General features: G+C 65.3%; 28 protein-coding genes. 19 read left to right on the top strand and 9 right to left on the bottom strand.

The window, feature by feature from the left end; genetic code table 11:
- Positions 1-2 precede the first annotated feature (2 nt).
- The 3 genes from EPO50_RS21455 to EPO50_RS21445 are packed head-to-tail and all read left to right on the top strand — an operon-like array spanning position 3 to position 2476.
- Complete coding sequence (locus tag EPO50_RS21455; protein ID WP_296347269.1) at positions 3-1196, top strand: MFS transporter; 1194 nt, start codon at positions 3-5, stop codon at positions 1194-1196.
- On the top strand, positions 1196-1870 hold the full coding sequence (locus tag EPO50_RS21450) for a class I SAM-dependent methyltransferase (protein WP_296347267.1): 675 nt from the start codon (positions 1196-1198) through the stop codon (positions 1868-1870). The genes EPO50_RS21455 and EPO50_RS21450 overlap by 1 nt, the downstream gene beginning before the upstream one ends.
- A gap of 30 nt (positions 1871-1900) precedes the next feature.
- Complete coding sequence (locus EPO50_RS21445) at positions 1901-2476, top strand: TetR/AcrR family transcriptional regulator (protein WP_296347265.1); 576 nt, start codon at positions 1901-1903, stop codon at positions 2474-2476.
- A gap of 6 nt (positions 2477-2482) precedes the next feature.
- Here EPO50_RS21445 and EPO50_RS21440 read toward each other — a convergent pair whose 3' ends face one another.
- Positions 2483-2941, bottom strand: a complete 459-nt coding sequence (locus EPO50_RS21440) for a PaaI family thioesterase (protein WP_296347263.1) — start codon at positions 2939-2941, stop codon at positions 2483-2485.
- 74 nt (positions 2942-3015) lie between these two features.
- Between EPO50_RS21440 and EPO50_RS21435 the strand changes: the two genes are divergently transcribed.
- The 6 genes from EPO50_RS21435 (at position 3016) to EPO50_RS21410 (ending at position 8522) form a co-directional block, all read left to right on the top strand.
- A complete protein-coding gene (locus tag EPO50_RS21435) occupies positions 3016-4107 on the top strand; it encodes a M14 family metallopeptidase (protein ID WP_296347262.1) in 1092 nt (363 codons plus the stop codon).
- Positions 4104-5918, top strand: coding sequence for a patatin-like phospholipase family protein (locus tag EPO50_RS21430; protein ID WP_296347261.1), 1815 nt, complete (start codon positions 4104-4106; stop codon positions 5916-5918). The genes EPO50_RS21435 and EPO50_RS21430 overlap by 4 nt, the downstream gene beginning before the upstream one ends.
- Positions 5919-6018: 100 nt before the next feature.
- Complete coding sequence (locus tag EPO50_RS21425) at positions 6019-6417, top strand: helix-turn-helix transcriptional regulator (RefSeq protein WP_296347260.1); 399 nt, start codon at positions 6019-6021, stop codon at positions 6415-6417.
- Positions 6398-6871, top strand: a complete 474-nt coding sequence (locus EPO50_RS21420) for an SRPBCC domain-containing protein (protein WP_296347259.1) — start codon at positions 6398-6400, stop codon at positions 6869-6871. The genes EPO50_RS21425 and EPO50_RS21420 overlap by 20 nt, the downstream gene beginning before the upstream one ends.
- A 26-nt stretch (positions 6872-6897) precedes the next feature.
- On the top strand, positions 6898-7269 hold the full coding sequence (locus tag EPO50_RS21415; protein WP_296347258.1) for a nuclear transport factor 2 family protein: 372 nt from the start codon (positions 6898-6900) through the stop codon (positions 7267-7269).
- Between the two features lie 32 nt (positions 7270-7301).
- Positions 7302-8522, top strand: a complete 1221-nt coding sequence (locus EPO50_RS21410) for an MFS transporter (RefSeq protein ID WP_296347257.1) — start codon at positions 7302-7304, stop codon at positions 8520-8522.
- Here the strand turns inward: EPO50_RS21410 and EPO50_RS21405 are convergent.
- Positions 8506-8916 (bottom strand): DUF2000 domain-containing protein, encoded by a 411-nt coding sequence (locus EPO50_RS21405; protein ID WP_296347256.1) that lies wholly within the window; start codon positions 8914-8916, stop codon positions 8506-8508. The genes EPO50_RS21410 and EPO50_RS21405 overlap by 17 nt on opposite strands.
- 47 nt (positions 8917-8963) lie before the next feature.
- Here EPO50_RS21405 and EPO50_RS21400 point away from each other — a divergent pair, with 47 nt between their 5' ends.
- The gene (locus EPO50_RS21400) at positions 8964-9776 is read left to right on the top strand and encodes an AraC family transcriptional regulator (RefSeq protein ID WP_296347255.1); all 813 of its coding nucleotides are present in this window, start codon (positions 8964-8966) and stop codon (positions 9774-9776) included.
- Between the two features lie 7 nt (positions 9777-9783).
- Here the strand turns inward: EPO50_RS21400 and EPO50_RS21395 are convergent, their stop codons facing one another.
- Positions 9784-10668: a DMT family transporter gene (locus EPO50_RS21395; protein ID WP_296347254.1), complete on the bottom strand. Its 885-nt coding sequence runs from the start codon at positions 10666-10668 to the stop codon at positions 9784-9786.
- A gap of 149 nt (positions 10669-10817) precedes the next feature.
- On the opposite strand from EPO50_RS21395, the gene EPO50_RS21390 reads away from it, so the two are divergent.
- Entirely contained in the window at positions 10818-12164 is a 1347-nt protein-coding gene (locus EPO50_RS21390) for a PLP-dependent aminotransferase family protein (protein WP_296347253.1), read from the top strand.
- A gap of 115 nt (positions 12165-12279) precedes the next feature.
- Here the strand turns inward: EPO50_RS21390 and EPO50_RS21385 are convergent, their stop codons facing one another.
- The 6 genes from EPO50_RS21385 to EPO50_RS21360 form a co-directional block, all read right to left on the bottom strand.
- Positions 12280-13104, bottom strand: a complete 825-nt coding sequence (locus EPO50_RS21385; protein ID WP_296347252.1) for an SDR family NAD(P)-dependent oxidoreductase — start codon at positions 13102-13104, stop codon at positions 12280-12282.
- Between the two features lie 23 nt (positions 13105-13127).
- Positions 13128-13550 carry a MaoC family dehydratase gene (locus tag EPO50_RS21380; RefSeq protein WP_296347251.1) on the bottom strand — a complete coding sequence of 141 codons (423 nt, stop codon included), beginning with the start codon at positions 13548-13550 and terminating at the stop codon, positions 13128-13130.
- A gap of 11 nt (positions 13551-13561) precedes the next feature.
- The gene (locus tag EPO50_RS21375) at positions 13562-14023 is read right to left on the bottom strand and encodes a MaoC family dehydratase N-terminal domain-containing protein (RefSeq protein WP_296347250.1); all 462 of its coding nucleotides are present in this window, start codon (positions 14021-14023) and stop codon (positions 13562-13564) included.
- Between the two features lie 81 nt (positions 14024-14104).
- Positions 14105-15304 (bottom strand): acetyl-CoA acetyltransferase, encoded by a 1200-nt coding sequence (locus EPO50_RS21370; protein ID WP_296347249.1) that lies wholly within the window; start codon positions 15302-15304, stop codon positions 14105-14107.
- A gap of 57 nt (positions 15305-15361) precedes the next feature.
- Entirely contained in the window at positions 15362-16804 is a 1443-nt protein-coding gene (locus EPO50_RS21365) for an OB-fold domain-containing protein (protein ID WP_296347248.1), read from the bottom strand.
- 140 nt (positions 16805-16944) lie between these two features.
- The gene (locus EPO50_RS21360) at positions 16945-17784 is read right to left on the bottom strand and encodes an NUDIX hydrolase (protein ID WP_296347247.1); all 840 of its coding nucleotides are present in this window, start codon (positions 17782-17784) and stop codon (positions 16945-16947) included.
- Between the two features lie 105 nt (positions 17785-17889).
- Between EPO50_RS21360 and EPO50_RS21355 the strand changes: the two genes are divergently transcribed.
- The 8 genes from EPO50_RS21355 (at position 17890) to EPO50_RS21320 (ending at position 24725) form a co-directional block, all read left to right on the top strand.
- Entirely contained in the window at positions 17890-18486 is a 597-nt protein-coding gene (locus EPO50_RS21355; RefSeq protein WP_296347246.1) for an HdeD family acid-resistance protein, read from the top strand.
- A gap of 16 nt (positions 18487-18502) precedes the next feature.
- Positions 18503-19375 (top strand): 3-keto-5-aminohexanoate cleavage protein, encoded by an 873-nt coding sequence (locus EPO50_RS21350; protein ID WP_296347245.1) that lies wholly within the window; start codon positions 18503-18505, stop codon positions 19373-19375.
- Between the two features lie 83 nt (positions 19376-19458).
- Entirely contained in the window at positions 19459-21132 is a 1674-nt protein-coding gene (locus EPO50_RS21345; protein WP_296347244.1) for an amidohydrolase family protein, read from the top strand.
- Positions 21133-21195: 63 nt separating this feature from the next.
- Entirely contained in the window at positions 21196-22011 is an 816-nt protein-coding gene (locus EPO50_RS21340) for a hypothetical protein (RefSeq protein WP_296347243.1), read from the top strand.
- A 50-nt stretch (positions 22012-22061) separates the two neighbouring features.
- Entirely contained in the window at positions 22062-22211 is a 150-nt protein-coding gene (locus tag EPO50_RS21335) for a hypothetical protein (RefSeq protein ID WP_296347242.1), read from the top strand.
- A 152-nt stretch (positions 22212-22363) separates the two neighbouring features.
- The gene (locus tag EPO50_RS21330; RefSeq protein WP_296347241.1) at positions 22364-22774 is read left to right on the top strand and encodes a hypothetical protein; all 411 of its coding nucleotides are present in this window, start codon (positions 22364-22366) and stop codon (positions 22772-22774) included.
- Between the two features lie 103 nt (positions 22775-22877).
- Positions 22878-23591: a ribonuclease activity regulator RraA gene (locus tag EPO50_RS21325; protein ID WP_296347240.1), complete on the top strand. Its 714-nt coding sequence runs from the start codon at positions 22878-22880 to the stop codon at positions 23589-23591.
- Between the two features lie 147 nt (positions 23592-23738).
- Positions 23739-24725, top strand: coding sequence for a tripartite tricarboxylate transporter substrate binding protein (locus EPO50_RS21320; RefSeq protein WP_296347239.1), 987 nt, complete (start codon positions 23739-23741; stop codon positions 24723-24725).
- Positions 24726-24734: the final 9 nt, after the last annotated feature.

The raw sequence follows: 24734 nt of genomic DNA, 5'->3' as shown, positions 1-24734 counted from the left end.
CGATGACTGCAGGACGTCTCGCGCTGTTCGCCGGCCTGCTGGGTAATGCCGCGGGCCACGCCTTCCTGTTTGTGGTGCTGCCGCCGCTCGGCCGCCGCATGGGCCTGGCCGACATACAGACCGGCCTGCTGCTGGGGCTGGGGGCGCTGGCGTTGATCGTCGCGGCGCCGGCCTGGGGGCTGGTGGCCGAGAAGCGCGGCCGCCGGCCGGTGCTGCTGACCGGCTTCGCGGGCGTCGCGGTCGCGATGGCGCTGCTGGCCGTCGTGGTCGAACTGAGGCTCGCCGGCATGATTGCCGTCGTGGCGACCTTCGCAGCGTTGCTCGCAGTGCGCGTGTTGCAGTCCGTCACCAGTGGCGGTCTCTTTCCCGCAGCGCAAGCCTACATGGCCGATACGACCTCGGCCGACGGCCGCGCCGGTGGCATGGGACGCATGGCCGCCTCGTTCGGCCTGGGCTCGGTGGTGGGTGCGGGCCTCGTCTGGTTGTTCGCCGGTATCAGCCTGCCGTTGGGCTTCTTCGCCATCGCGCTCTTCGTCGCCGTGGCCGGCTTCGTCTGCTGGCGCGCACTGCCCGAACCGCGGCGCGCCGTCGAGGCTTCGCAGCACGATGCCTCTCGTATCGAGCCGAGCCGCATCTGGCCGTTCCTGCTGGTGACTTTGCTCGGCGTCACGACCTACGCGCTGCTGCAGGCCACCACCGGTCTTCGCCTGCAGGACACACTCGGCCTCACGCCCGAGGCGGCCGCGGGCCGTGCAGGCGCAACTCTCACGGCCGCATCGCTCGCCATGGTCATCGCGCAGCGTCTGCTGGTCGGAAGGCTGGGTTGGAAGCCGCATCGCCTTATGGCGGCGGGCGGCGCGCTGGCCTTTGCGGCGATGCTCCTGCTCGCGCTGGTGCCGGGCTATCCCGCGCTGCTGATCGGCCTTTGCGTGATGGGTCTCGGGCTTGGCCTGTTGCTTCCCGGAAATCTTGCCGCCCTCAGTCTCGCCACCGGCGCAGGCGCGCAAGGCAAGGTCGCGGGCATCAATGCGGTGGGGCAAGGGCTTGGCATGGTGCTGGGCCCGATCGTCGGTACGGCACTGTTGCAGAAAGGGCCGTTCGTGCCTGCGGCCGGCGCTGCTGCGTTGCTGGCCTGCGTCTGTTTGCTGACGGCGATCGTGGCCATGCGCCTCAGGACTTCGAAGGAGACCGCGTGATGTCAAAGTTCACTCAGAATTCGGCCGCCGACTACGACGAACGCATCGTCCGCCTCGTGCCGGGCTACGGCCTGTTGCACGAGCTGGCGGCTTGCCTGTTGGCCGCGCATGTCTCGCCGACCACGCCAGCCGACATGCTGATCGCGGGGCTCGGCACTGGACGCGAGTTGCAGGATCTCGCCGGCCGCGCGCCGGCCTGGCGCTTCACCGCGGTCGATCCCTCGCAACCGATGCTCGACGCCGCCTGCGCACGCGCCGAAGCAGGCGGCTATGCCGATCGCATCGCCTTCCGGGCGGTCGAGATGCAGGCCTTTGACGAGGCTGGCCCGCATGACGGTGCGCTCGCACTCCTGGCGGCGCAGTTCGTACCCGACGACGGCAACCGTGCCGCCTTCGTACGCGCGATGGCGCGGCCCTTGCGGCCGGGCGCGCCGCTGGCCTTCGTCGATCTCGCAGAGCCGTCGGCGCCCTTCGAGGCGGCCTATCGCGGTTGGGCGATGGCGCAGGGCACAGACGTTCACCAAGCCGATGCGATGCTGAAACGCATCGCACTCAACTTCCATCCGTTGACCGAGGCCCGCCTCACCACGCTGCTCGCGGAAGCCGATTGCAGCGCCCCGTCACCGTTCTTCCAAGCGTTCGGCTATCGCGGTTACCTCGCCCGGCGCAATTGAACTCCATCCCGGCGTAGCGATAATGCCGCCGTGACAGCCGCCGCACCCAAAGCCATCAAAGAACGCCGCAAAGCCAGCGCGTCCGAACCGTCCTTACGGGCACGAATCCTCGATGCTGCGCTCGAGATCATGCGCACCGAGGGGCTGAAACGGCTGACCCAGCCGCGGGTGGCTGCGGCGGCCGGCATCCGGCAATCCCACCTCACCTATTACTTCCCGAAAAAGGCAGACCTCATCGTAGCGCTGCTGAGCGATCACACGCACGGTGAGGACGGACACGCGAAAGCAGAGCATGGCCATCATGATCCCGAGCATATCGATGCGGCGCTCGAGCTGGTCGCCTTCGATCGGCGGCGCATCAGTTTCTTCCTCAACCTGATCGTCGAGGCCGAGAACGAGCCCGCGCTACGGCACATGGTCCACGAGCATATGACCGCCTTCGACGCCGTCGTCGCGCGCGCTTATGGCCGCGAGGTGGGCGATCCCGACATCGAGGCCTTCGTCGATTCCTTGCGCGGCTGCGGCATGAAGCAAGTGCTGAACGACGCTGCACCAACGCTCGACATCGACGGATTGGCCCGCCGCTTCGGCTTGGAGCGGCCTTAGCCTCGATCAATGCTGATCGGCGCGATTGAAGGCGCCGACACCATCCGGCAGGACGGCGAAGGTCGAGAGCGACTGGGCGATCGGATCAGGCGAGCCGTCGACGAACAGGTCGACCTCGCCGAACGCCGTCGAACGCCCGACCTTCACGGCGCGTGCGACGCCGATCACGTCTTGCCGCACCGCAGCACGCATGAAGTTCGTCGTGAGCGAGATGGTCGCGAGCGTCGCGAAACGCTGCAGCTTCTCGCAGATCGCCAGCACCATGATCGTGTCGGCCAGCGCCATCATCGCCTGACCTACGACCACACCACCCGGACGGGCGATGTGGTCACTGTAGGGTAAGCGAAGCCGGACTTCCTCGGCGGACATATGCTCGGCTCTGAGTTTCAGCTCCCAGATCCAGGGGCCGAAATTGCCGCCCGGCGAGAGCTGCTGCTGCGCCGACTCTACGGTGAAGAATCCCATGCCCCATCGTGCCGCTTTCCGGTCTGTCGTCAAACCGGCTACGATGCCTTGAACGGAAGTTTGGAAGGAATTCGATGTTTTCGGTGTCCGAGTGCTTTTCCGAGAGTTATGCCGAGGCGCGCTCCAAGTTCTGCAGTGCCGCCGCTACCGCCGGTGGAGCAATCCGATCCTGGTTGAACCCCAAGGCGCGCGGCCCCAACGGTGAAACGCTCTTTCTCGACACCGCGCGCTTCGGCTCCGCCGATGCCACCGAGATGCTGGTGCTGATTGCCGGCACGCATGGCGTCGAGGGGCATTGCGGTTCGGGCGCGCAGATCTCCTGGCTGCGCTCCGGCGGTCCCGCCAAGCTGCCCAAGGGAACCGGCGCACTCCTGATCCACGCCCTCAACCCTTACGGCTTTGCCTGGTCGCGGCGCGTTACGGAAGACAATGTGGACCTCAACCGCAATTTCGTCGATCACGACAAGGGCTATCCCGCCAACACGGGCTATCTCGCGATCGCCGACGCGGTGCTGCCGCAGACTTGGGACGACGCCAGCAAGGCCGAGGCGGAGCGCGTATTCGACGCCTACGCCCAGAAGCATGGCGCCTTCGGCCTGCAGGGCGCGATCAGTGGCGGCCAGTACACCCACCCAGACGGCATCTTCTTCGGGGGCACAGCGCCGACCTGGAGCAATCGCACCGTTCGCTCCATCGCCCGCGAGGAACTCTCGCAGGCGCGGCGCGTGGGCATCATCGACTTCCACACCGGTCTCGGTCCGTTCGGTCATGGCGAGCTGATCTGCGCCGTATCGCCGGCCGCCAAGTCCTTCGCACGTGCCAAGGCCTGGTACGGCGACGAGATGACCTCGCCCGAAGGCGGCACCTCGACCTCCGCTGTCGTGGTCGGCGTCATGACCGATGCCTTCTCGCAGGAACTGCCCGATGCCCAGGTGACGCCCGTTGCCCTGGAGTATGGCACCTACACCGTGCCTGAAGTCCTGGGCGCGGTGCGCGCCGACAACTGGCTTCACCACCGGGGTGATGTCGGCTCGGCGCTCGGCCGCGACATCAAGGCCGACATCAAGGAACGCTTCTTCCCGTCGGGCGACAAGTGGCGCGAGATGGTGTGGACGCGCGCCGACCAGACGATCGGCTGGGCATTGAAGGGGCTACAGAGCCGATGAGCCTGGTCGAGCCGAGCGAAGATACCGCCCGGCTGCGACTCCGGAGCGTCCTGCAACGCGCGCCGCTGTTTGCCGACCTCGATCCCGAAGGTCTGGCAGCGGTCGAGCGCGAACTGACCTTGCTCATCCTGCCGGGCGGCGCGCCGCTGTTCCGCCAGGGTGAGCCGGCCGACGCGGTCTATGTCGTGGCGAGCGGCTGTCTTGGTGTGTTCCGCCATCAAGAAGAAGTCGACGCCAGCGAACCGCTGCTGATCGCCGAGGTGCCTCCCGGCAATCTGGTCGGCGAGATGTCGCTCCTCTCGCACGGCAAGCGCACGCGCAGTGTGGCAGCGTTGCGCGACAGTGAGGTGTGGCGGCTGGCGCAGAGCAGTTTCAACGCGCTGACCAAGCACCATCCCGAGGTGTTGCCGGCGCTGATGCGCAGCGTCGTGGCGCGCAACGCGGTGGAAACCGGCAAGCGGCGGCGCCAGCCGCGCACCTTCGCCATCCTGCCCGCCGGGCCCAATGTGCCGTCGGCACGCTTCGCCGTGATGCTGGCGGATGCGCTGGGCCGCATCGGCAACAGGGTGCAGATGCTGGGCCCTGAGTCGGTCGACCAGGAGCCGGAATGGTTCGCGCGCTGCGAGATGGAGTCCTCGTTCGTGCTCTATCGAGCCGACGCGACTCAGACGCCGTGGACCGAACTCTGCCTGCGTCAGGCCGATTGCCTGATCGCCGTCCGCAGCGCCGAGCATGACGGGCCGACGACCCTGCCCTTCGACGTCGAAACGGCACAGAGCGGCGCGGTGTTCCATCGGCGGCGCGAACTCGTTCTCCTGCATGAAGGTCACGATCCCTCGCCGGGCTCGACGGCGGCTCTGCTGGCCGGCGGCCTCTACGGCCATCACCATCACATCCGCCTCGACATCCATGCCGATATCGACCGGTTGGCGCGGCTGCTGACCGGCCATGCCGTTGGCGTGGTGATGGCGGGCGGCGGCGCCCGCGCCTTCACGCACATCGGTGTCGTCAAGGCACTGCGCCAATCCGGTGTGCCGATCGACCTGGTGGGCGGCACCAGCATGGGCGCCATTGTCGCGGCCGGCGTCGCCTCGCGCTGGAATGACGAGGAGCTCAACGAGCGCTTCCGTCGCGCCTTCGTCGACGCCAATCCGTTGAACGACTACACGGTGCCGCTGATCTCGCTGTTCTCCGGCCGCCGCGTCACGCGCCTGCTGCGTGCCGCTTTTGGCGAAAAGGACATCGAGGATCTCGTCCTTTCCTTCTACTGCATGACGGCCAACCTCACGACCTCCGACGCTGACATCCACACGGTCGGCCGGCTGTGGCGCTGGCTGCGGGCGAGCGTGGCGATCCCCGGTGTCATGCCGCCGTTCAACGAGGCAGGCGAAGTCCATGTCGATGGCGGCGTCATCGACAATTTCCCTGTGCGTGCCATGCGCCGGCTGGGCCGCGGCATCACCATTGGCGTCGACATCGACACCGGAGGCGCTCTGGCGGCCGGCGCCGACGTCATGGAACCGTGGTCGGCCTGGCAGTTCTTCCGCCGCCTGATCTGGCGACGCAACGAAACCCTCCCCATCCCTTCGATCGTGGCCATCCTGCTGCGCTCGGCTCTGGTCGCCAGCACGGCGCGCGCCGCCCAGGATCGCGCCGCCGCGGACCTGCTGATCGTGCCGCCGATGAATCACATCGATCTGCTCGACTGGACGAGCTTCGATGCCGCCATCGAACTCGGCTATCGCACCACGATGGAAACCCTGGAAAAGGCGCGCGCGTTGCCGGTCGGCGCACGGCTGTTCCTGGCCTAGCGGCCAGACTTTCAATCGTCGAAACTGGACACGACGCTGGCTTGACACCATCGGTCGGCGCGTCTCTTATTTCACCCATCGGTTAACAAAAGACCTCGCCATGACCCCCGCCGCCGACCGCCTCAGTTCGACCTTCTCTGCTCTCGCCGATCCGACGCGGCGCGCCATCCTGGCCCGCCTGACCCTGGGTGAGACCTCGGTCGGTGAACTCGCGCAACCCTTCGACATGAGCCTGCCGGCCATCTCCAAGCACCTGAAGGTGCTGGAGCGAGCCGGGCTGATCTCGCGCGGACGCGATGCCCAGAGGCGGCCTTGCCGGCTTGCGGCCGAGCCGCTGCACGAGATTGCCGACTGGGTGGCAACCTACCGGCGGTTCTGGGAACAGCGTCTCGACCGGCTGGAAGACTATCTGCGCACTGCGCAACAGTCGCCCAGCTCTGCGCCTGCACCCACTTCCACCAGGAAAAGGACGAAGGCACATGGCCGCAAGAGCAAGTGACCTCACGGTCCCTCTGCGTCGTGAGTTCACGCTGAACCGCACGTTGCGCGCGCCCCGCGCCCTGGTTTTCCGTGCCTTCATCGAACCGGAGCGCATGAAGCTGTGGTGGGCGCCGCGCGGATTTCACATGCTCTCCTGCGCCCTCGACCTGCGTGAGGGCGGTGCCTGGCGCATGCGCATCAAGAGCGAGGAGACTGGCGCCGTGCAAACCGAGGTCGGCACCTATCGCGAGATTCGCGAGCCGGACTGCCTCGTCTTCACCCACGCCTGGGTGCGTTCCAATGGCACGCTGACCTCGCCGACAATCGTCACGGTGCGCTTCACCGAACGCGACGGCATGACCGACGTCACCTTCTCGCAAACCGACTTCGTTTCGCCTGAGTCCTGCCAGTCGCATGAAGACGGCTGGGCCAGCTCGCTGGAGCAATTGATCGAGTATGCGCCACGCTTGTGATGGGCGCTGAAGCAAGAGGCAACGCGATGACGGACAACGCTGCGGCGAAGCATCTCGCCACCCTGCAGGACCTCAACCGCAACTACATCAGGTCGGTCGACGAGGCGGACGTGCGCTGGTTCGAGCAGCACCTTGCCGACGATTTCCTCAACACCAATCCCGACGGATCGCGGCTCGAACGGGCCGCCTTCCTGGCGCAAATCGGCCGTGGCTCGGTGGTGAAGAACATCCGCGAGCACGACGTGAAGATCCGCCTGCTGGGCGACTTCGCCATCATCCATGCACGCACCAGCTACATAAAACCCGATGGCAGCACGGGCGGCGGTTGGTACACCGACGACTGGCAGCTCCGGCCGGAAGGCTGGCGCTGCGTCGCGGCCCATGTCAGCCGCGGCTGATCACCTTCCCCGCGTACCCTAGAGTATCCTCCATGTCCCCGAATGCAGGCGCTGATTCGTCGCCGGCCGCCTGGCGAGTCGTCTTCGCCTGCTTCCTCTCCGCCGTCTTTGCCTGGGGCTTCGGCTTCTACGCGCACGGCATCTACATCGTCGAACTGCAGAAGGAGCATGGCTGGTCGACCGGCCTGATCTCCACGATGGTGACGGCGCACTATGTGCTGGGCGCCCTGCTGCTGCCGCGCATCGCCGATGCGATCACACGCTTCGGCCCGCGCGCGGTGTTCCTCAGCGGCCTCGGCACGACTGCGGCAGCCCTGCTCTTGCTGCCATCGGTGACCGAGCCCTGGCAGCTCGCGGTGCTCTACATCGTCATGGCGCCGGGCTGGAACGCCACCAGCGTCGCGGCGATCGCTTCGACCGTCGGCCAGTGGTTCGACAAGAAACGTGGCCTCGCGCTCAACCTCGGGCTGAGCGGCGCGACCGTAGCGGGCCTCGTGATGGCACCGGCACTGCTTGCGACCATTCCCATAATGGGATTCGCCGACGCACTGCGGCTGATCGTGCTGATCTCGCTCGTGATTGCCGGCGGCGCCGTTCTGTTGTTCGTGCGCCGCGGTCCGCTCTCGCCCAAGCCGGCGCCCGCGGGAACAAGTCGCCTAGCGCCGCTGCGCAGTTGGCACTTCTGGAGCATTTCCGCCCCCTTCGCGCTGATGCTGGTCTCGCAGGTAGGTTTCCTCACCCACCTCGTGCCGTTTATCAGCGCGCGCGTCGCCGCCGGTGCGCCGGCGGTCGATCCGGGTCTTGCCGTCGGCATCAATGCTTTCATGGCATTGGTTGGCCGCATCGTGCTGGGCTTCGTCATCGACCGATTCGAGCCGCGGCGGGCGTCGGCCGCCTGCTTCATGGTGCAAGTCGCGGCCATTGCCGTGCTGGCCTTCGCCGAGGCGCCGCTGGTGGTCTACGGCGCGTGCGCCGTCTACGGCTTCTCGGTCGGCAACAACATCACCCTCTCGCCGCTGATCGTGCAGCGCGAATATGGCCCGGACCTGTTCCCCGCCATCGTCGCGCTTTCGTCTGCCGTGGTGCAGATCGTCTATGCCTTCGGTCCCGGCCTGCTCGGCATTCTGCGAGACGCCTCCGGCGGCTACGGCGTGCCGCTCGCCGTCTGCATGGCATTGAACGTCACCGCATCGATCCTGGTCATGATGCCACCACGCGCAATCGCGCGGGAACTGACTAAGCCAGGAACTTGAGCCCGTTGATCACCTTGTCGATGGTCTTGCGCGGCCCGTGCACGCCCAAGCCGACGAAATCCAGCGCATCGGCCGGCGCCGCGGCGACGGCGGCGCGATTGTCGGCATCGTTGGTCGTCTTGAACATGGGCTCGATGTAGATCGCAGGAACCAGCTCGCGTGAGAGCGCGCGCTGGTGGGTCCGGCGCAGCTCTTCGAGTGTGGCGCCGAAGACGAAGACCGGCTCGCGGATCAGAGGGGAATAGGACCGCCCGGTACCATCACGGTAGGGCTCTCCCATCAGTTCAGGACGCGTGCCGGCCAATCCACCGGCGAGGAAAGCGGCGATGTTGGCCAGTTGCCAGGCGGCAAGATCGGCACGCAGGACGAGGGCGGTCTTGGTCTCGTAGATCATGCTCCCCATATGGAGCATGCTGCGCCCACCGTCTTGAACGTTCGTGCATGAGCCCCACCCCTCCCCGCTCCGACCGCATTCGCCTCGACCGCCCCTCTTCGGGCCTGCAGCGCCTGGCGGCTCGTTTTGGCGGCCATGCCTACGACCCGCATCGGCATGAGACCTACGGAATCGGTCTCACGCTCTATGGCGTGCAGCAGTTCAATTATCGCGGCAGCCTGCGCGCGAGCCGGGCGGGTGACGTGCTGGTGCTGCACCCGGACGAGGCTCACGATGGCCACGCCGGCGAGGGCGGCGCCTTCGCCTATCGCATGCTCTATGTCGATCCAGCGGCGATCTCTCAGGCGCTGGACGGCGCCAGTCCGCCCTTCGTCACCGACGTCGTCAAGCGCGACACCGCCATGGCCGGTCTGATCGACGAGGCCTTTGCGGATTTTCCGCGTCCGCTCGAACCGCTGGCCATCGATGCCACGGTGGCACGGATGGCCGATCTGCTGGAGCGCCGCAGCGATGGCTATCGTCGCCGGCCGGTGACCAACACAGCAGCACGCGCAGTCCATCAAGCGCGCGAGTTCCTGGTCGCTGAAGCTCATCGCACAGTTGCCTCGGAGGAGCTGGAACGCGTGAGCGGCCTCGACCGGTTCACCCTCGCCCGCCATTTCCGCCAAACCTTCGGCACCTCGCCACATCGCTTCCAAGTCGGACGCCGGCTGCAGCGGGCGCAGTCCATGATCGCCGAGGGTGCCGCATTGTCGGAAACTGCAGCGGCCACGGGCTTTGCCGACCAGAGCCATCTCACGCGACATTTCTCCGCGCGTTTCGGGCTGACACCTGGACGCTGGGCGATGCTGTCGCGATGAATATCGCCTAAGCGAAACGTTTGGCGCCGGCGACGCAGAGAACGACCAGCCCGGTCACTGCGATCATCGACCAGGCGACAGGTTCGCCGAGGAGCATCCCCGCAAGCACCAACCCGAAGAAGGGCTGAAGCAACTGCAATTGCCCAACTCCGGCAATGCCGCCGAGAGCGAGGCCCCTGTACCAGAAGATGAAACCAACGAGCATGCTGAAGACCGAGACGTAGGCCAGTCCAAGCCAGGCCGGACCGCCGATCCCGGTCCAGACATCCGGCAAGGTCACAACGGCGATCAACGCCATGATCGGAAGCGCGACCACGAGCGCCCAGGAGATCACCTGCCAGCCGCCCAGGCGGCGCGACAAGCGGGCTCCCTCGGCGTAGCCAAGGCCGCAGAGCAGGATGGCAGCGACCATAAGCAGATCGCCAGCCGATGCGGCGAAATCGCCATTCGCCAGAGCGAACCCCGCGACCGATGCAGCGCCGATAACCGAGAAAAGCCAGAAGGCTGGCTTCGGCCGCTCCCCACCCCGGACGACGCCGAATATCGCAGTCGCGAGCGGCAGGAGGCCGATGAACACGATCGAGCGCGCGGACGTGATGTGCTGCAGCGCCAAAGCCGTCAGCAGCGGGAACCCGATCACCACCCCAAGCGCCACCACCGCGAGCGGCACGAGATCTTCCTTCTCTGGGCGCTTCTGACGGAGCACCAGGAGCAGCATCACACCAAGCAACGCCGCGATAACGGCGCGAGCCGAGGTCAGAAACAGTGGGGTGAAATCACTGACCGCCACCCGGGTCGCCGGAAGTGAGCCGCTGAAGATGATGACACCGAGGAGGCCACTGCCCCACCCGTCTCCCCATCCGCCCGCCGTGCGCTGCATGATGATCCCCATCGCGACTCCCTTGGCGATAGCGGATGAGGCATTGCAGCGACAGCCACACACCCATACGGTGGGATCGAACAGTATGGATAACAGGAGCCATACAGTTGGTGAATCCCGAAACCGCAAACGGCACGGCAGCGACGCGCACGGAATCCGTGATGGCCGCGATCCATCGTCGCCTGGCAAGCCGCACTCTGACGGCCGGCGAGAAACTCCCGTCGATCCGGAAGTTCGCCCGCGACATGCATGTCTCGCCCTCGACCATCGTTGAGGCCTATGACCGCCTCGCCGCCGAGGGCCTGATCCGGTCCCGTCCGGGTTCCGGCTTCTACGTCGCCGGCGCATTGCCGCCGGTCGCCCTGGCGGATGTCGGACCCGAGCTCGACCGTGCAATCGATCCCTTCTGGGTGTCGCGGCAATCGCTCGATACCGGGCCCACGATGCTGCGGCCCGGATGCGGCTGGTTGCCGTCTGACTGGATGCCCAATGCAGCGATCCGACGGGCAATCCGCGCGCTGGCCAAAGCCGACGACGCCGTGCTGACGGATTACGGCGCCACGCGCGGATCCCTTGCGTTGCGCCGGCTCCTCGTCCGCCAGTTCGCCGCCGAGGGGATCGAAGTCGGCGCCGACCAGATTCTCCTGACGAGCTCGGGCACGCGGGCGATCGACCTCGTCTGCCGTTTCTTGCTCAATCCCGACGATACCGTGCTGGTCGACGACCCTTGCTACTTCAACTTCAGAGCGCTGTTGCGCGCGCACCGGGCTCGGATCGTGAGCGTTCCCTACACGCCGACCGGGCCGGATATCGCGTGCTTCAATGAGGCGCTCGCGACCCACCGCCCGCGCCTCTATATCACCAACGCCGCCCTCCATAATCCGACCGGCGCGACGCTCTCGCCGCAGACCGCTCACCGGATCCTGACCGCGGCCGCGGCCCACGACCTCACCATCATAGAGGACGAGATCTTCGCCGACTTCGAGCCTGAGCCCTCGCCGCGACTTGCCTCGCTCGATGGTCTCTCCCGCGTGATCCGCATCGGCAGCTTCTCCAAGACGCTTTCGGCCTCCATACGCTGCGGCTACATCGCCACTCGGCCGGACTGGATCGAAGGACTGGTGGATCTACAGGTGGCGACGGACTTCAGCGGGCCGAGCCCTGTCGCGGCTGAGCTCGTCGTAGGAACGCTGACCGACGGCAGCTATCGCAAACACGTGGCTGGCCTCCGCACCCGCTTGGCGAGACGACGTCGGGAGGTTGCCGGCCAGCTCGAAGGGCTTGGCATCCGCCCCTGGACATTGCCACGCGGCGGTTTCTACCTCTGGTGCCGACTGCCTGACGGGCGGGACGCGGCTGAGGTGGCGAAGGCTGCGCTCCGCGAACAAGTCGTGCTTGCCCCAGGCAATGTTTTCAGCGTGAGCCAGTCGGCCACCGATCTCATGCGCTTCAACGTGGCGCAGACCAACGTTCAGGCGCTTCGCATTCTCGGACAGGTGCTGCGCTGAGGGCACGGTCTACGTCGCGAAACCCGGCAAGACCAGTGGACTCAAAGCAAAAGCCCCGCACCAATCGGGCGGGGCTCTGCAGAACGTTCGAAGATCGTGACCTTGTGGCCGGCGCTCAGAGGCCGCCGTTCACGACCAGGCACTGCCCGCTGACATAGTCGCTGTCGGGGCTGCAGAAGAGATAGACCGAGCCGGCCGCTTCTTCCGGCAGGCCGCCACGGCCGAGCGGGATCATCTGGTTCATGGCGGCGATACGGCCACCCTGGACACCGACCTTGACCTTGCGGCCCTGGACTTCGATCTCGCCGGCATCGCCCTGGGAGAGCGGCTGGGTGAGACGCGTCTGGATGTAGCCGAACGCGACGGCGTTCACCGTGACGTCGTAGCGGCCGAATTCCTTGGCCAGCGTCTTGGTGAGGCCAACGATGCCCGCCTTGCCCGCCGAGTAGTTCGACTGGCCAGCGTTGCCGTTGACACCCGAGGTCGACGAGATGTTCACGACCTTGCGCACGATGCGCTTGCCCTCGGCACGCTCCTTCTCGACGGCCGTACGGAAATGCTGCTGGAAAGCGCGCAGGACGCGGAACGGCGCGGTCAGATGAACATCGAGGATGGCGTACCACTGCTCGTCGCTCATCTTCTGGATGACCGAGTCCCACGTGTAGCCGGCGTTGTTCACCACGACGTGGCAATCACCGAAGGCGTCGACGGCCGTCTTGACGATGCGATCGCCGAAGTCGGGCTTGGCGACGTCGCCGTTGCAGGCCACGGCCTGGCCGCCCATCTTCACGATCTCGGCCACGGTCTCCTTGGCCGGCGCGTCGTCGATGTCGTTGATCACCACCTTGGCGCCGTCGCGCACCAGACGCAGCGCGATCTCCTTGCCGATGCCGCGGCCCGAACCGGTGACGATCGCCACCTTGCCATCCATCTGACCCATCTTACGTCTCCTGTTTCCTCGGGCTAGGCCAGTGCGACCGTCGCGTTGCCCTGCAACGTGTCCTGGCCGTTCTGGTTGGTGCACTTGACCTCGAGGTCGACCAGCTTCTCGCCATTCGCCTCGCGCTTGCCCGTGACCTTGCCGCTCACGGTGATGACGTCGCCCACCCAGGTGATCGAGGTGAAGCGCGTGCCGAGCCCCCGCACCTGCTTCTGTGGCACCCAGGAGGTGACGATGCGGCCGAGGAAGGCCATCGACAGCATGCCGTGCGCGAACACGTCCTTGAAGCCGAACTTCTTGGCGAAGTCGATGTCGACATGGATGGGATTGTGGTCGCCCGAGCCGCCGCAATAGAGCGCGAGCTGGTGGCGGCTGATCGGCGGCAGCACGATCGGCTTGATCTCGTCGCCGACCTTGACCTGATCGAACTTGGGAACGGATGTCATGGTGCCCTCCCTTACTTCTTCGCCGCGTCGGGGTTGCGCACGACCGTGATGCCCTTGGCTTTGGCCACGAGCTTGCCGGCCTGGTCCTTGAGCTCGGTCTCCGAGGCCACGAACCACAGGGCGCCGCCCTTCTTGTCGTAGATGTCGACCACCTTCTGCTGGCAGGTGATCTTGTCGCCGACATGCACGGGCGCGAGATACTCGTAGTGCTGCTCGCCGTGCAGGATCAGGCCGATGTCGACATTGAGCAGGCGCAGGAGCCCGCCCTTGTCGGGATCATCATTGGTGACGGCGGTGAGATAAGTCGGCGGCGCCGGGATCGCGCGGTAGCCCGCCTTCTTGGCGGCCTCCTCGTCGACATAGATGGGATCGTCTTCGCCGATGGCCTTGCAGAACAGACGGATCTTGCCGGCTTCGACGGTGGTGGTGAATGGCTTGAACGTATGACCGATCAGCTTCTTGTCGAGCTGCATGGGCCGCCTCCTCCGTGGTTTGAAAACTAAAAACCCTCTCCCCGGTCCCGAGACCGGAGAGAGGGTTACCCTTGCAGGGTGCTACTCGTAGCGGCCGACGATGGCGACGCTCGACACGTTCTCGCGCGGCGCGCCGCCGAGATTGTGCGTCATGCCGATCTTCGGGTCCTTGAGCTGGCGAGCGCCAGCGCGGCCCTGGAGCTGCAAGTACATCTCGTAGAGCATGCGCAGGCCGGACGCGCCGATCGGATGGCCGAAGCACTTCAGGCCGCCGTCGATCTGGCAGGGGATCTTGCCGTCGGCGTCGTAGAAGCCGTCGAGCACGTCCTTCCAGCCCTTGCCCGTCTCCGAGATGTGCAGGTCTTCCATGGTGACGAGCTCGGTCACCGAGAAGCAGTCGTGCACTTCGAACATCGAGACTTCGTTGCGCGGGTTCTTGATGCCGGCCTCTTCATAGGCCTTCTTCGAGGCGATGCGCGTGGTGTGGAAGTAGCTGCCGTCCCACGAGTTGTGGCCCGACTCGGAACCGTTCGACACCGAGAGCTGCAGCGCCTTGACGCTGACGATGTTGGCCTTGCCCAGCGCCTTGGCGATCTCCGGCGTGGTCACGATGGCCGCGGCCGCACCGTCCGACACGCCGCAGCAGTCGAACAGGCCGAGCGGCGAGGCGATCATCGGCGCGTTCAGGATGGTGTCCATCTCGACGGCCTTCTGGAGATGGGCCTTCGGGTTCTTGGCGCCGTTCTGATGGCTCTTCCACGAGACGTGGCCGATCGCCTTCTTGAGGTCCTCGCCGCTCACGCCGTGCGCCGTCATGTAGGCGGTGGCGAGCTGGGCGAAGTTGCCCGGCGCCGTGCCGTTGGCGCTCCATAGGGCCTGCAGCGGACCGCCACGGCCGCCCGGCAGACCGCCGTAGCCCGTGTCCTTCAGCTTCTCGACGCCCAGTGCCAGCGCGAAGTCGGCCGCGCCCGAAGCGACAGCGTAGCAGGCGCCGCGGAAGGCCTCGGTGCCCGAGGCGCACATGTTCTCGACATGCGTAACCGGGATGTTGGGCAGACGCAGCGTCGTCGAGAGCGGAATGCCAGACTTGCCGACATGCACCTCGTCGATCGCGGTCGAGAACCAGGCAGCGTTGAGCTGCTTGGCGTCGATGCCGGCGTCGGCGATGGCTTCCTTGTACGCCTCGAGCATCAGCTCCTCGGCGCCGCTGTCCCAGCGTTCGCCGAACTTGGAGCAACCCATGCCGAGAATGGCGACCTTGTCCTTGATACCACGAGCCATTGCAGGTCTCCTTGGTGTTGACGGTTGAACTCTAAACCCTTGACCGGAGGAAGGCGATCAGACCGGAGCCGCCTTCCAGAAGTAACGCTTGAAGCCGCCGCGCATCGTGTCGTTGTCGCGGATGCGGAAGGTCATGCGCATCTTCGCGCCGACCTTCACCTGTTCCTTGTCGCTGTCGGTGAAGTCGGCCATGAAGCGGCCGCCCTCGGGGAAAGTGATCATGCCGTAGTAGGCGGGCGGATCCGGGGAGTAGGTCAGAGAGTCGGCGGTGAACGACATCACGTTCGCCTCCAGCCCTGCCATGGCGTAGGGATCCTGGCTGTCGATGGCATGGCAGTTGGGATTGACGCAGACCTGGCTGCGCGGGAACTGCACCGTGCCGCAGACCTTGCACTTGCCGCCGACCAATCCGTAGATCATGTCGCGCTTGCGCCACAGGACGGAGAGCGCGGTCTTCTTGTCGAACTCCGCGCGCATGCCTTTGTCGATCGGCAGCATCTCGTTGAAAGCGAGGAACTTCATGTAGTTCTTCTCTTCCTTGCGACGCGCCAGCCAGCCCGACAGGCCCTTGCGCTTCGGCAGCTTGGCGTTCTCGGCCGTGACCTCGAACACCAGCACGTCGACGCCCTGGCCGAAGGCCACGACCATGATCTTGTCGCCCTCCTTGGCGGTCTCGAGCGCATCGACCAGCATGACCAGCGCATGCGCCGAGCCGGTGTCACCGAGGTTGGCGCCCAGCAGGTCGCGCACCGCACCCTCACCGACGCCGCAGATCTTGGCCATCTGCTTCGGCACGGCCGGCATCGGGCTCGGCATGATGAAGTGGGTGACGTCGCTGCCCTTCAGCTTGCAAGCAGCGAGCGCGGCCTTGATCGCCGGCGGGACGATCTTCGAGTAGCCCTCGTCGCGGATCCAGCGCTCTTCCCAGCCATAATCGAACTCGGCGTCCTCGCCACGGAAGTGGTCGACGAAATCCATCGACACGGAGTGATGGCCGACCAGCTTGGCGATCACGTTCTCGGTGCCGCAGAGCAGCGCCGCGGCGCCGTCGCCGTAGTTCAGCTCGTTCGCGGAGGCGACGCGGCCCATGCGCTTGTCGGCAGCGGCGACCAGGGTAGCGTCGCCGCTCTTGGACGCGTTGAGGCCGGCGATCAGCGCCGAAGTGCCCGCCTTCAGCGAGCCGGCAACATCGGACGCCAGCAGGTTCTGCTCGATATTGAGCGCCGTGCCGATCACGCCGGCGTTCTGGCGATCCTTGAAGGGATGCGTCGTCGAGGCAAAGTAGATGTTACGAACGTCCTCGGCCTTGTGGCTGGTGAGGCAATCGCGCGAGGCCTCGACGGCCATCGTGATCGAATCCTCGTCCCAGTTGGACATCGAGCGTTCGCCCTTGGCGAGGCCACGCAGGCCTGCGGCGAACCACTTGTTGGCGTCGTACACTGCCTGACGGTTGAGGCGCAGGCGCGGCACATAGGCCCCGTAGGCCACGATTCCGACCATCGTTTCTTTCCTCCAACTGGTCCGACGGACCGCCGGCTCCTGCCGGCGGCATTTCATGAATGAGCGTTTATGCTTCGCTCTTAGCGCGCTCGCCTGTGGGGAGCGAGCCGCATTTGCTCATGGCAGCCCCTCCCGCAAAACTACCTTCCGGTCTGCGGAACACCACCGGCAGCCGGCATCTCGCGCACCAGGTTGCGATAACCCGCACCTTCAGGGATGTGCAGGAAGCGCTTGCCTTCCTTCTCTTCGACCCACGGCTGCACCGTGACGATCTTGCGTTGAGCGGCAGCCGCGATCGCACCGGCGACCGTCTTGCCTTCCGCCAGAAGCTCGAGGTTCTTCTGCGTCGCATGCACCAAGGTGCGCTTGCCGGCCTTGGCTTCGTCGATCGCTTCCTGCGCGCCGATCCACACCGAGTCGACCGACTCCGATCCATCGTGCAGTGCGATCTGGTCCTGAGGCGCTTCGGCGAGGAAGAACCAGGTGTCGAAGCGCTTCGGCACGAAGGTCGGCGTGATCCAGTGGGCGTAGGGCACCATCAGGTCGGTCGCGATCTCGAGGTCCTCGGCCTCGACGAGATCGAGGATGCTCGCCTCGTCCTTGGCGAGCTTGGCGCGCCAGCGCTCTTCGATGCTCTTGAGGTCGGCGGCCGCGATCAACGCCTTCTGCCCACGCTTGCGCGCCAGCAGGACGCCACACTCTTCGAACGCCTCGCGTACACCGGCGACGCGGAACTTGAGCTCGGCATCGCCGATCTTGTCGGCGCCGCCGCAGCGGCTGCGCAACGAGGCCGCGCCGTCGGCCTCTTCGAGCTTGCCGCCCGGAAAGACGAGCGCACCGGAGAAGGAATCGATCTGATGATGGCGCACCACCATAAAGACTTCGAGCGGTGAAGCGGCGTCGCCGGTCTTAGACGGACGCAGCAACAAAACGGTGGTGGCGGGGCGCGGCGGGGCCGCTTCTTTTTTCGGTTCGTTCATCCTTGCCTGCATTCTTGTGACACGAGACTGTCCCATACTAGCCGCGACAGTGCCAACAGCACGGTGTATCCTGACATTGTCCATTCCGCTCTGAAGGAGCACGCCATGTCCGACACGGCTCGCACTCCCAACCCCTCCTCCACTCCTGGCCCCACTTCCCTCGCCGATGGTCTCAAGGTCCTGCGCGCCAAGTGGGGATGGATCGTCGCTCTCGGTGTCGTCTTCCTGATCGCTGGTGTCGTCGCGCTGGGCAGCGTGGTGGTGGCCACGGCATCGGCGGTGATGATCGTCGGCATCATGATGATCATGGGCGGTGCCGCTGAACTGATCGCCGCGTTCGGCGTGAAGGACTGGAAGCGGTCTCTGTTCTGGGGCCTGCTGGGCGTCCTCTATGTCGCGGCGGGCATCATCGCGATCCTCAATCCCTTCGCGGCCGCCACCATCCTCACCCTCATGCTGGGCGCGGCGCTGGTGATCGGCGGCGTGCTGCGCATCTTCCTCGCTTTCGAGATGCGAAGCGCTGGCAAGCCCTGGGGCTGGGTCGTCTTCTCCGGCCTGATCACGTTGCTGCTCGGCATCATGATCATCGTGCAGTGGCCGGCGTCGAGCTTCTTCGTGCTGGGCATCTTCCTCGGCATCGACCTGATCTTCATCGGCTCGGCCTGGATCTCGATGGGTCTGGCGCTGAAGCAGCGCGCGTGAGACGGACACGCGTTGAATGCGGAAGGTCTGGATCGAGGTCGCGCTGAACGGCGCATGGGGCCGCGCGCTCCAGCCTGGCATTCCTGAAACGGTCGAAGAGATCGTCGCGGACGGGATCGCCTGCGCCCGTGCCGGCGCAGGCATCGTCCATACCCACGCCTATAGTGCCGACGGGAAGCCCACCTCCGACTGGCAGGTCTATGCCCGGATCATCGAAGGCATTCGTGCCGAGATCGACGTCCCGGTCTATCCGTCTTACCCGCCGATCCCGCGTGCCGGCATGGACGCCGCAACGCGTTTCGCACATGTCGAGGCACTGGCAGCACGCGGCCTGCTCGACTTCGCAGTGGTTGATCCCGGAAGCGTCAATTTCACGACGACCAAGACGACGGCGACAACCAAGCCGGCCGGCACCTATCTCAACCCCGAGGATCATGTCCGGCACGCGCTCGCCTTTGCCGCGCGCCAGGGGCTGCATCCGGCCTTCGCGATCTACGAACCTGGCTTCACGCGCGCGGGCGCAGCACTTGCCCGAGCCGCCGGCGTCAAGGCGCCGGTCTATCGCGTCATGTTCTCCGACAAGTTCGCCTTCGGCTTTCCGCCGAAGCCTTACGCGCTCGCCGCCCATGTCGCGCTTCTCGAAGAGTCGGCGGCCGGTGCGCCCTGGATGATCGCGGGCCTCGCCGTCGACATCCGACCGTTGATTGCCGAAACCGTAGCGCGCGGCGGCCATGTGCGGGTCGGCCTGGAAGATGCGCCGCTCGGTTCGTCGATGAGCAACGTCGCCTGGGTCGAGGCGGCGGTACAACTGGTGCGCGACAGCGGCGCCGAGCCAGCCTCTGGCCCCGACGTGCGAAACGCCTTGCAAGCGCTACCCGCCGCCGCCTGACGTCAAAGCCCTCTGCACATTTTGCATGCGCCGGGCAGGCCGGCGCAGTGTAGCGTCGAGCCCACGCTTCCCAGGAGGAAACGATGGGCTACGACCTCGTCATCAAGAACGGCATCGTGGTCGACGGTACAGGCGCGGCGCGCTACCAGGCCGACGTCGCGATCGCCGACGGCAAAATCGCTGAAATCGGCAAAGTGACGGAAGGCACGAAGCGCACCATCGATGCCCACGGGCTCGTGGTCACGCCGGGCTTCGTCGATCCCCACACTCACTACGATGCGCAGATCTGCTGGGACGGCGCCGTCACGCCCTCCTCCTGGCACGGCGTGACCTCCGTGGTGATGGGCAATTGCGGCGTCGGAATCGCGCCCTGCAAGCCCGCCACGCGCGAGATCGCGATGAAGGACCTCGTGAATGTCGAGGGCATCCCCTTCGATGTGCTGAACAAGGGCATCACCTGGGATTGGGAAACCTTCCCCGAATTCATGGACGCCGCTGCGGCGCGCAAGCCATCGCTCAACCTCGCCTTCATCGCGCCGCTGACGCCGTTCCGTCACTACGTGATGGGCGAAGCCTCGATGGAGCGCGCGGCCACTGCGGAAGAGACGGCGCAGATCGCCGCCCTCATCGGCGAAGCTGTGGACGCGGGTGCGCTAGGTTTCTCCTCGACCACGCTCAATCAACACATGGGCTTCGAGGGCAAGCCGCTGGCCTGCCGCAACGCCAGCCGCGAAGAGATGAAGGCCTACGCTAACCAGCTCAAGCAGCGTGGCAAGGGCGCCATCGAGATCGCACTGACCCGCCAGGTCGGCGTACTGGAACAGGACCAGTGCGAGCTGCTCGACTTCCTGCTCGAAGAGAGCGGTCGGCCCGTTACTTTCATCGCGCTGTTCGATCGCGACGACATTCCCGAAGCGGTGCGCGATACCCTGCGCCGCGCCGCGCCGATGATCGCCAAGGGCGCACGGCCGCAGACCTCGCCGCTGCCGCTGACTCGCGAATGCAACATGGACAATCCCTTCGCCTTCGCCGCCTTCCCGTCGTGGAAGCGGGTGTTCGCCGATACGGCGAAGGACGCACAAAAGAAGGTCTACGCCGACCAGACCTTCCGCGATCAGTTCCGCCATGACCTCAAGAGCCCGACCGGCTTCAGCGATTGGCGGCGCATGGTCGTGCACAACGTCAACAACCCGGCGCTGAAGCAATGGGAGCGCAAGTCGATCGCCGAGATCGGCCAGGCGCAGGGCAAGGACGGCGTCGATGCCTTCCTCGATCTCGTGCTGGCCGACAATCTCGACGTCGAACTCACCATCTCCTCGTGGAATACGCGCGAGGACCGCATGCGCGAGCTGCTGAACAATCCCGCCATTCTGATGGCGCTGGGCGATGGCGGCGCGCATGTCGACATGCTGTGCGACGCCGGCTACCCGACCTACCTGCTGGGCACCTGGGTGCGTGAGAAGCAGGCGATCACCCTCGAAGAAGGCGTGCGCAAGCTTACCTCCGATCCCGCCGACCTCTTCGGTCTCAAGGATCGCGGCCGCCTCAGGAAGGGTGTGCCGGCCGACGTCGCGATCTTCGATCCCGACCGCATCGGCTCAACCAACCACGGCGAACGCCGCCACGATCTCCCCGGTGGCGCCAAGCGCATCGTGATGCCGTCGAAGGGCGTCGAATACACGGTTGTCAACGGCGCGGTGACTTGGGAACAAGGCAAACTCACCGACGCGAAGGCTGGCAAGGTGTTGAGGGGGTAGAGACTACCATGCCACGTTAGTGCATCGGCGTTTAGGCAAACGCTGAACACCTCACGGAGCGGCATGACTGAGACGCTGTACTTCGAAAGCATTAAAGAGCTGCGAGATGGATACTTCGTTGAGTATCATCCGCCCGGCGCAGACGATCGATTTGCCAAGGCAAGTCTCACTTTCACGCAGGAGACTGAGAAGGCAGTTGTCTCCAAAGCGATGCTAATGGAGCTGGGCATATGGTTGGAGCGATATGGCGTCCCAATCATGATGTCAGCATGGGACAAACGAGAAAATCGAATTCTTACCCAAGACGCTGGAGACTCTTTCCTCGTGGGTTGGAAAACATCGACAGGGAAATTCGTACACTCCTGGCACTACATCGATCTAGACGGATTTCTCGAGGTCAATCAGACCGAGCTGGATCGGCGGGCCATCTACAAAGACGTGCCATTCAAGACCCAAGAGCAAGTCAAGTTGAATGCCGCTGCATACGCTGCAGAACGTAGGCGTCAGAATCGGTACCTGAAGACGATCCTTCTTGTATGGCTTGTCGTGGTTCCAACCGGCATTGCTCTCATTGAGTATTTTGGTCCGGATTGGCTCGCGCTTATCGCACTCGTCTTAAGTTTGTGGCAGGCCGGAAAAGCAGGATACGGCTTGTGGCACAACTCAAAGCCATCACCGTGGGAAAAGGCCAAGGCCGAAAAGCAAAGAAGGATGGATCACTATTTCAATCATTGTGAGCGCAACCCGGAAGGCTTTGCACGTCTCGTAAGCGATAACTTCGAGAGAGAGGCAGTAGAACGAACACGCAAGGAAGCAGATGCACTCTCTGCCAAGCTGGTGATGGAGGGCCGGCGCGATGGCAAGCAGAACACCAGCTAAGGCTCGACCATGCGTGCAACAAAAATGGAGATCAGCAAGGTCGATGCTGCATGGCGACAACTGCGCACGGCAATCCCGGTGGCGCCAAGCGCATCGTGATGCCGTCGAAGGGCGTCGAGTACACGGTTGTCAACGGCGCGGTGACCTGGGAACAAGGCAAACTCACCGACGCGAAGGCTGGCAAAGTATTGCGCGGCTGACGCCACATCTCCATCTCATAGGCGCCCTCCGCCCTCTTTTCGCCTCTGTCACGGCCTGAAACCGCCACACGAGCCAAGGCGTAATGTTTCTACCCTTAGTGGCAGGCGAAATAGCCGAGCCATTACGGGAACGCCGGGGGAGGACGGGTCAGATGGGGCGCAAATCAAGCATGCGACTGCAGGCAGGCACGCTGGCCGGCCTTTCAATGCTCCTTCCTCTCCTCGTCACGCCGGCCAATGCAGAGAGCTGGAAGGCGGACATGCAGCTCGACAGGGCGCGCTCCGCGGGCATGTGCCTGAAAGGCGCGGAGAGCACCTACACCCTGGATCTGACGGGCAACACGCTCACCGGCAAAGCGACCACCAATTCGTTCCGAGCCCGGGTCGCGGCCGACGGAACGGTGCGCGACGATTTCCTCGCGGAACTCGACTTGGGATTGAATTCGACCGTGACGACCAAGCTGCAGAAATTCACGATCACGGGGAACGCCCAGACACGCGACCTCGAGCTGGCCTGGCCGGCGAGCGCCTGCATCTGGAAGCTGAAGCCACGCGGCGGCTGACCGCACCGGCGGTGTCGCTGAGGGCGTGATCGCTGCAAGGACCCTTGCTACGATCGGTCGTTGCGATCGGGCGCCCCGCGTTCCTACCCCTCACGGAGATACAGTGCAGACCACCCCGCTTTCGGACGACATCAAGCAGGCCCTGTCCAAGGTGACGACGGCCAGCATCACGACGATCCTGCTGAAGAAAGGCCTGCGCAATGTCTGGATGCGCGGCACGCGGCCGATCAAGCCCAGCCAGGGCCGGCTGGTGGGCCGCGCCTTTACCTTGCGGTTCGTGCCGGCGCGCGAAGACCTGGCGACGCCGGAGAGCTGGGGATCGCCGATCTCGACACGAGCCGCCATCGAGGCGATGCCCGAAGGCGCAATCGTCGTGGCCGACTCCATGGGCGTCACCGACGCCGGCATCTTCGGCGACATCCTCTGCGCGCGCATGGCCAAGAAGAAAGTCGCGGGCCTCGTTACCGACGGCGTGATGCGCGACATGGCGGGCGTACTCGCGACCGGGCTTCCCGTCTGGTGTCAGGGTGCTGCGGCGCCGCCGTCGGTCGCCGGATTGACCTTCGTCAACTGGCAGGAGCCGATCGGCTGCGGTGGCGTGGCCGTGTTCCCCGACGACGTGGTGGTGGTCGACGATGACGGCGCCGTGCTCATTCCCAAGGCGCTGGTCGAAGCCGTCGCCAAGGAAGGCCAGGAGCAGGAACGGCTCGAAGGCTGGATCATGTCGGAGGTGGAACGCGGCGTGCCATTGCCGGGCCTCTATCCGCCGAACGACGAAGCCAAGGCGCGTTACGCCAGCTTCAAAGAGAAGAAGTAGCGATCGTATCCGACGCTGCTTCCGCGCGTCGGACTTAGGGTCTGCCTGACAAGTCGCAACGACGGACTGTTGTTGCGAATGCCTTCGGGGCGGCGTCACGCTGCGCTCAACGCGGCCCTCCAGTGCCGCTCCCGGAGGACAATGCTCATGATCAGATCCCGAAGCGTGCGCCGCCGCGCCGTGTTGGCGACAGGTGCCGCCGCCGTGCTTTCCGCACCGGCGATCCTGCGCGCGCAGAATTATCCATCGAAGCCGGTGCGCGTGGTGAATGCCTACAGCCCCGGCGGCACTGCCGACGTCGTTTGCCGCATCTTCTGCGCCGCCCTGTCGACGCGGCTTGGCCAGACCTTCACGGTCGACAACAAGCCGGGCGCGGCCGGCACGGTCGCCGCGCAGATCGTCGCCCGCGCGCCGCATGACGGTTACACCCTGCTCTACGATGCCACCGCGCATTCGGTGAACCCGTCGCTGTTCGCGGGCCGCCTGCCCTACGACACGCAGCGCGATTTGCTGCCGGTGTTCCTCACCATGCAGACGCCGAACACGCTGATGCGCAATTCCAAGTTCGAGGCGCAAACGGTCGCCGAACTGATCGAACTGGCGAAGAAGAAGCCCGGCGCACTCGATTGCGCCTCGACCGGTGTTGGCACCGTGCAGCACGTCTCGCTGGAATTGCTGAACCAGCGCGCCGGAGTGCGCATCAATCATGTGCCCTACAAGGAATTCGGGACAGCGCGTAACGATCTGTTCGCCGGCCGCGTGCCGCTGCAGTTCAGCAACGTGCCAGGCACCGTCGCGGTGAAGAGCGCCAGCGAAGTGACCTGCATGGCGCATACCGGACCGAAGCCGGTCGGGGTGCTGGCGGATGTGCCGGCGATCTCCGGGGTGCTGCCGGGCTTCGAGACCTGGGAGTGGAACGGCCTCTTCGCGCCGGCCGGCACCGATCCCAGCCTGATCACCAAGCTGAATGCGGAACTCAACCAGGTGCTCAAGGTGCAGGAGACGGTGCAGCGGCTCTCGGAACTCGGCGCGCTGACGCGGGCCAACACCGTCGCCGAGTTCGCAGCCTTCCGCGAACAGCAGATCGCGTTCTTCGCCGAGATCACCAAGACTGCCAACATCCGGATCGAGTGAGGGCCGAGC

Origin of the sequence: Reyranella sp., from assembly GCF_004297405.1 — a bacterium.
Taxonomy (GTDB): Bacteria; Pseudomonadota; Alphaproteobacteria; order Reyranellales; family Reyranellaceae; genus Reyranella.
Note: the sequence above shows the minus strand (reverse complement) of the source record. Positions and strands in the feature narration are given on the sequence as shown.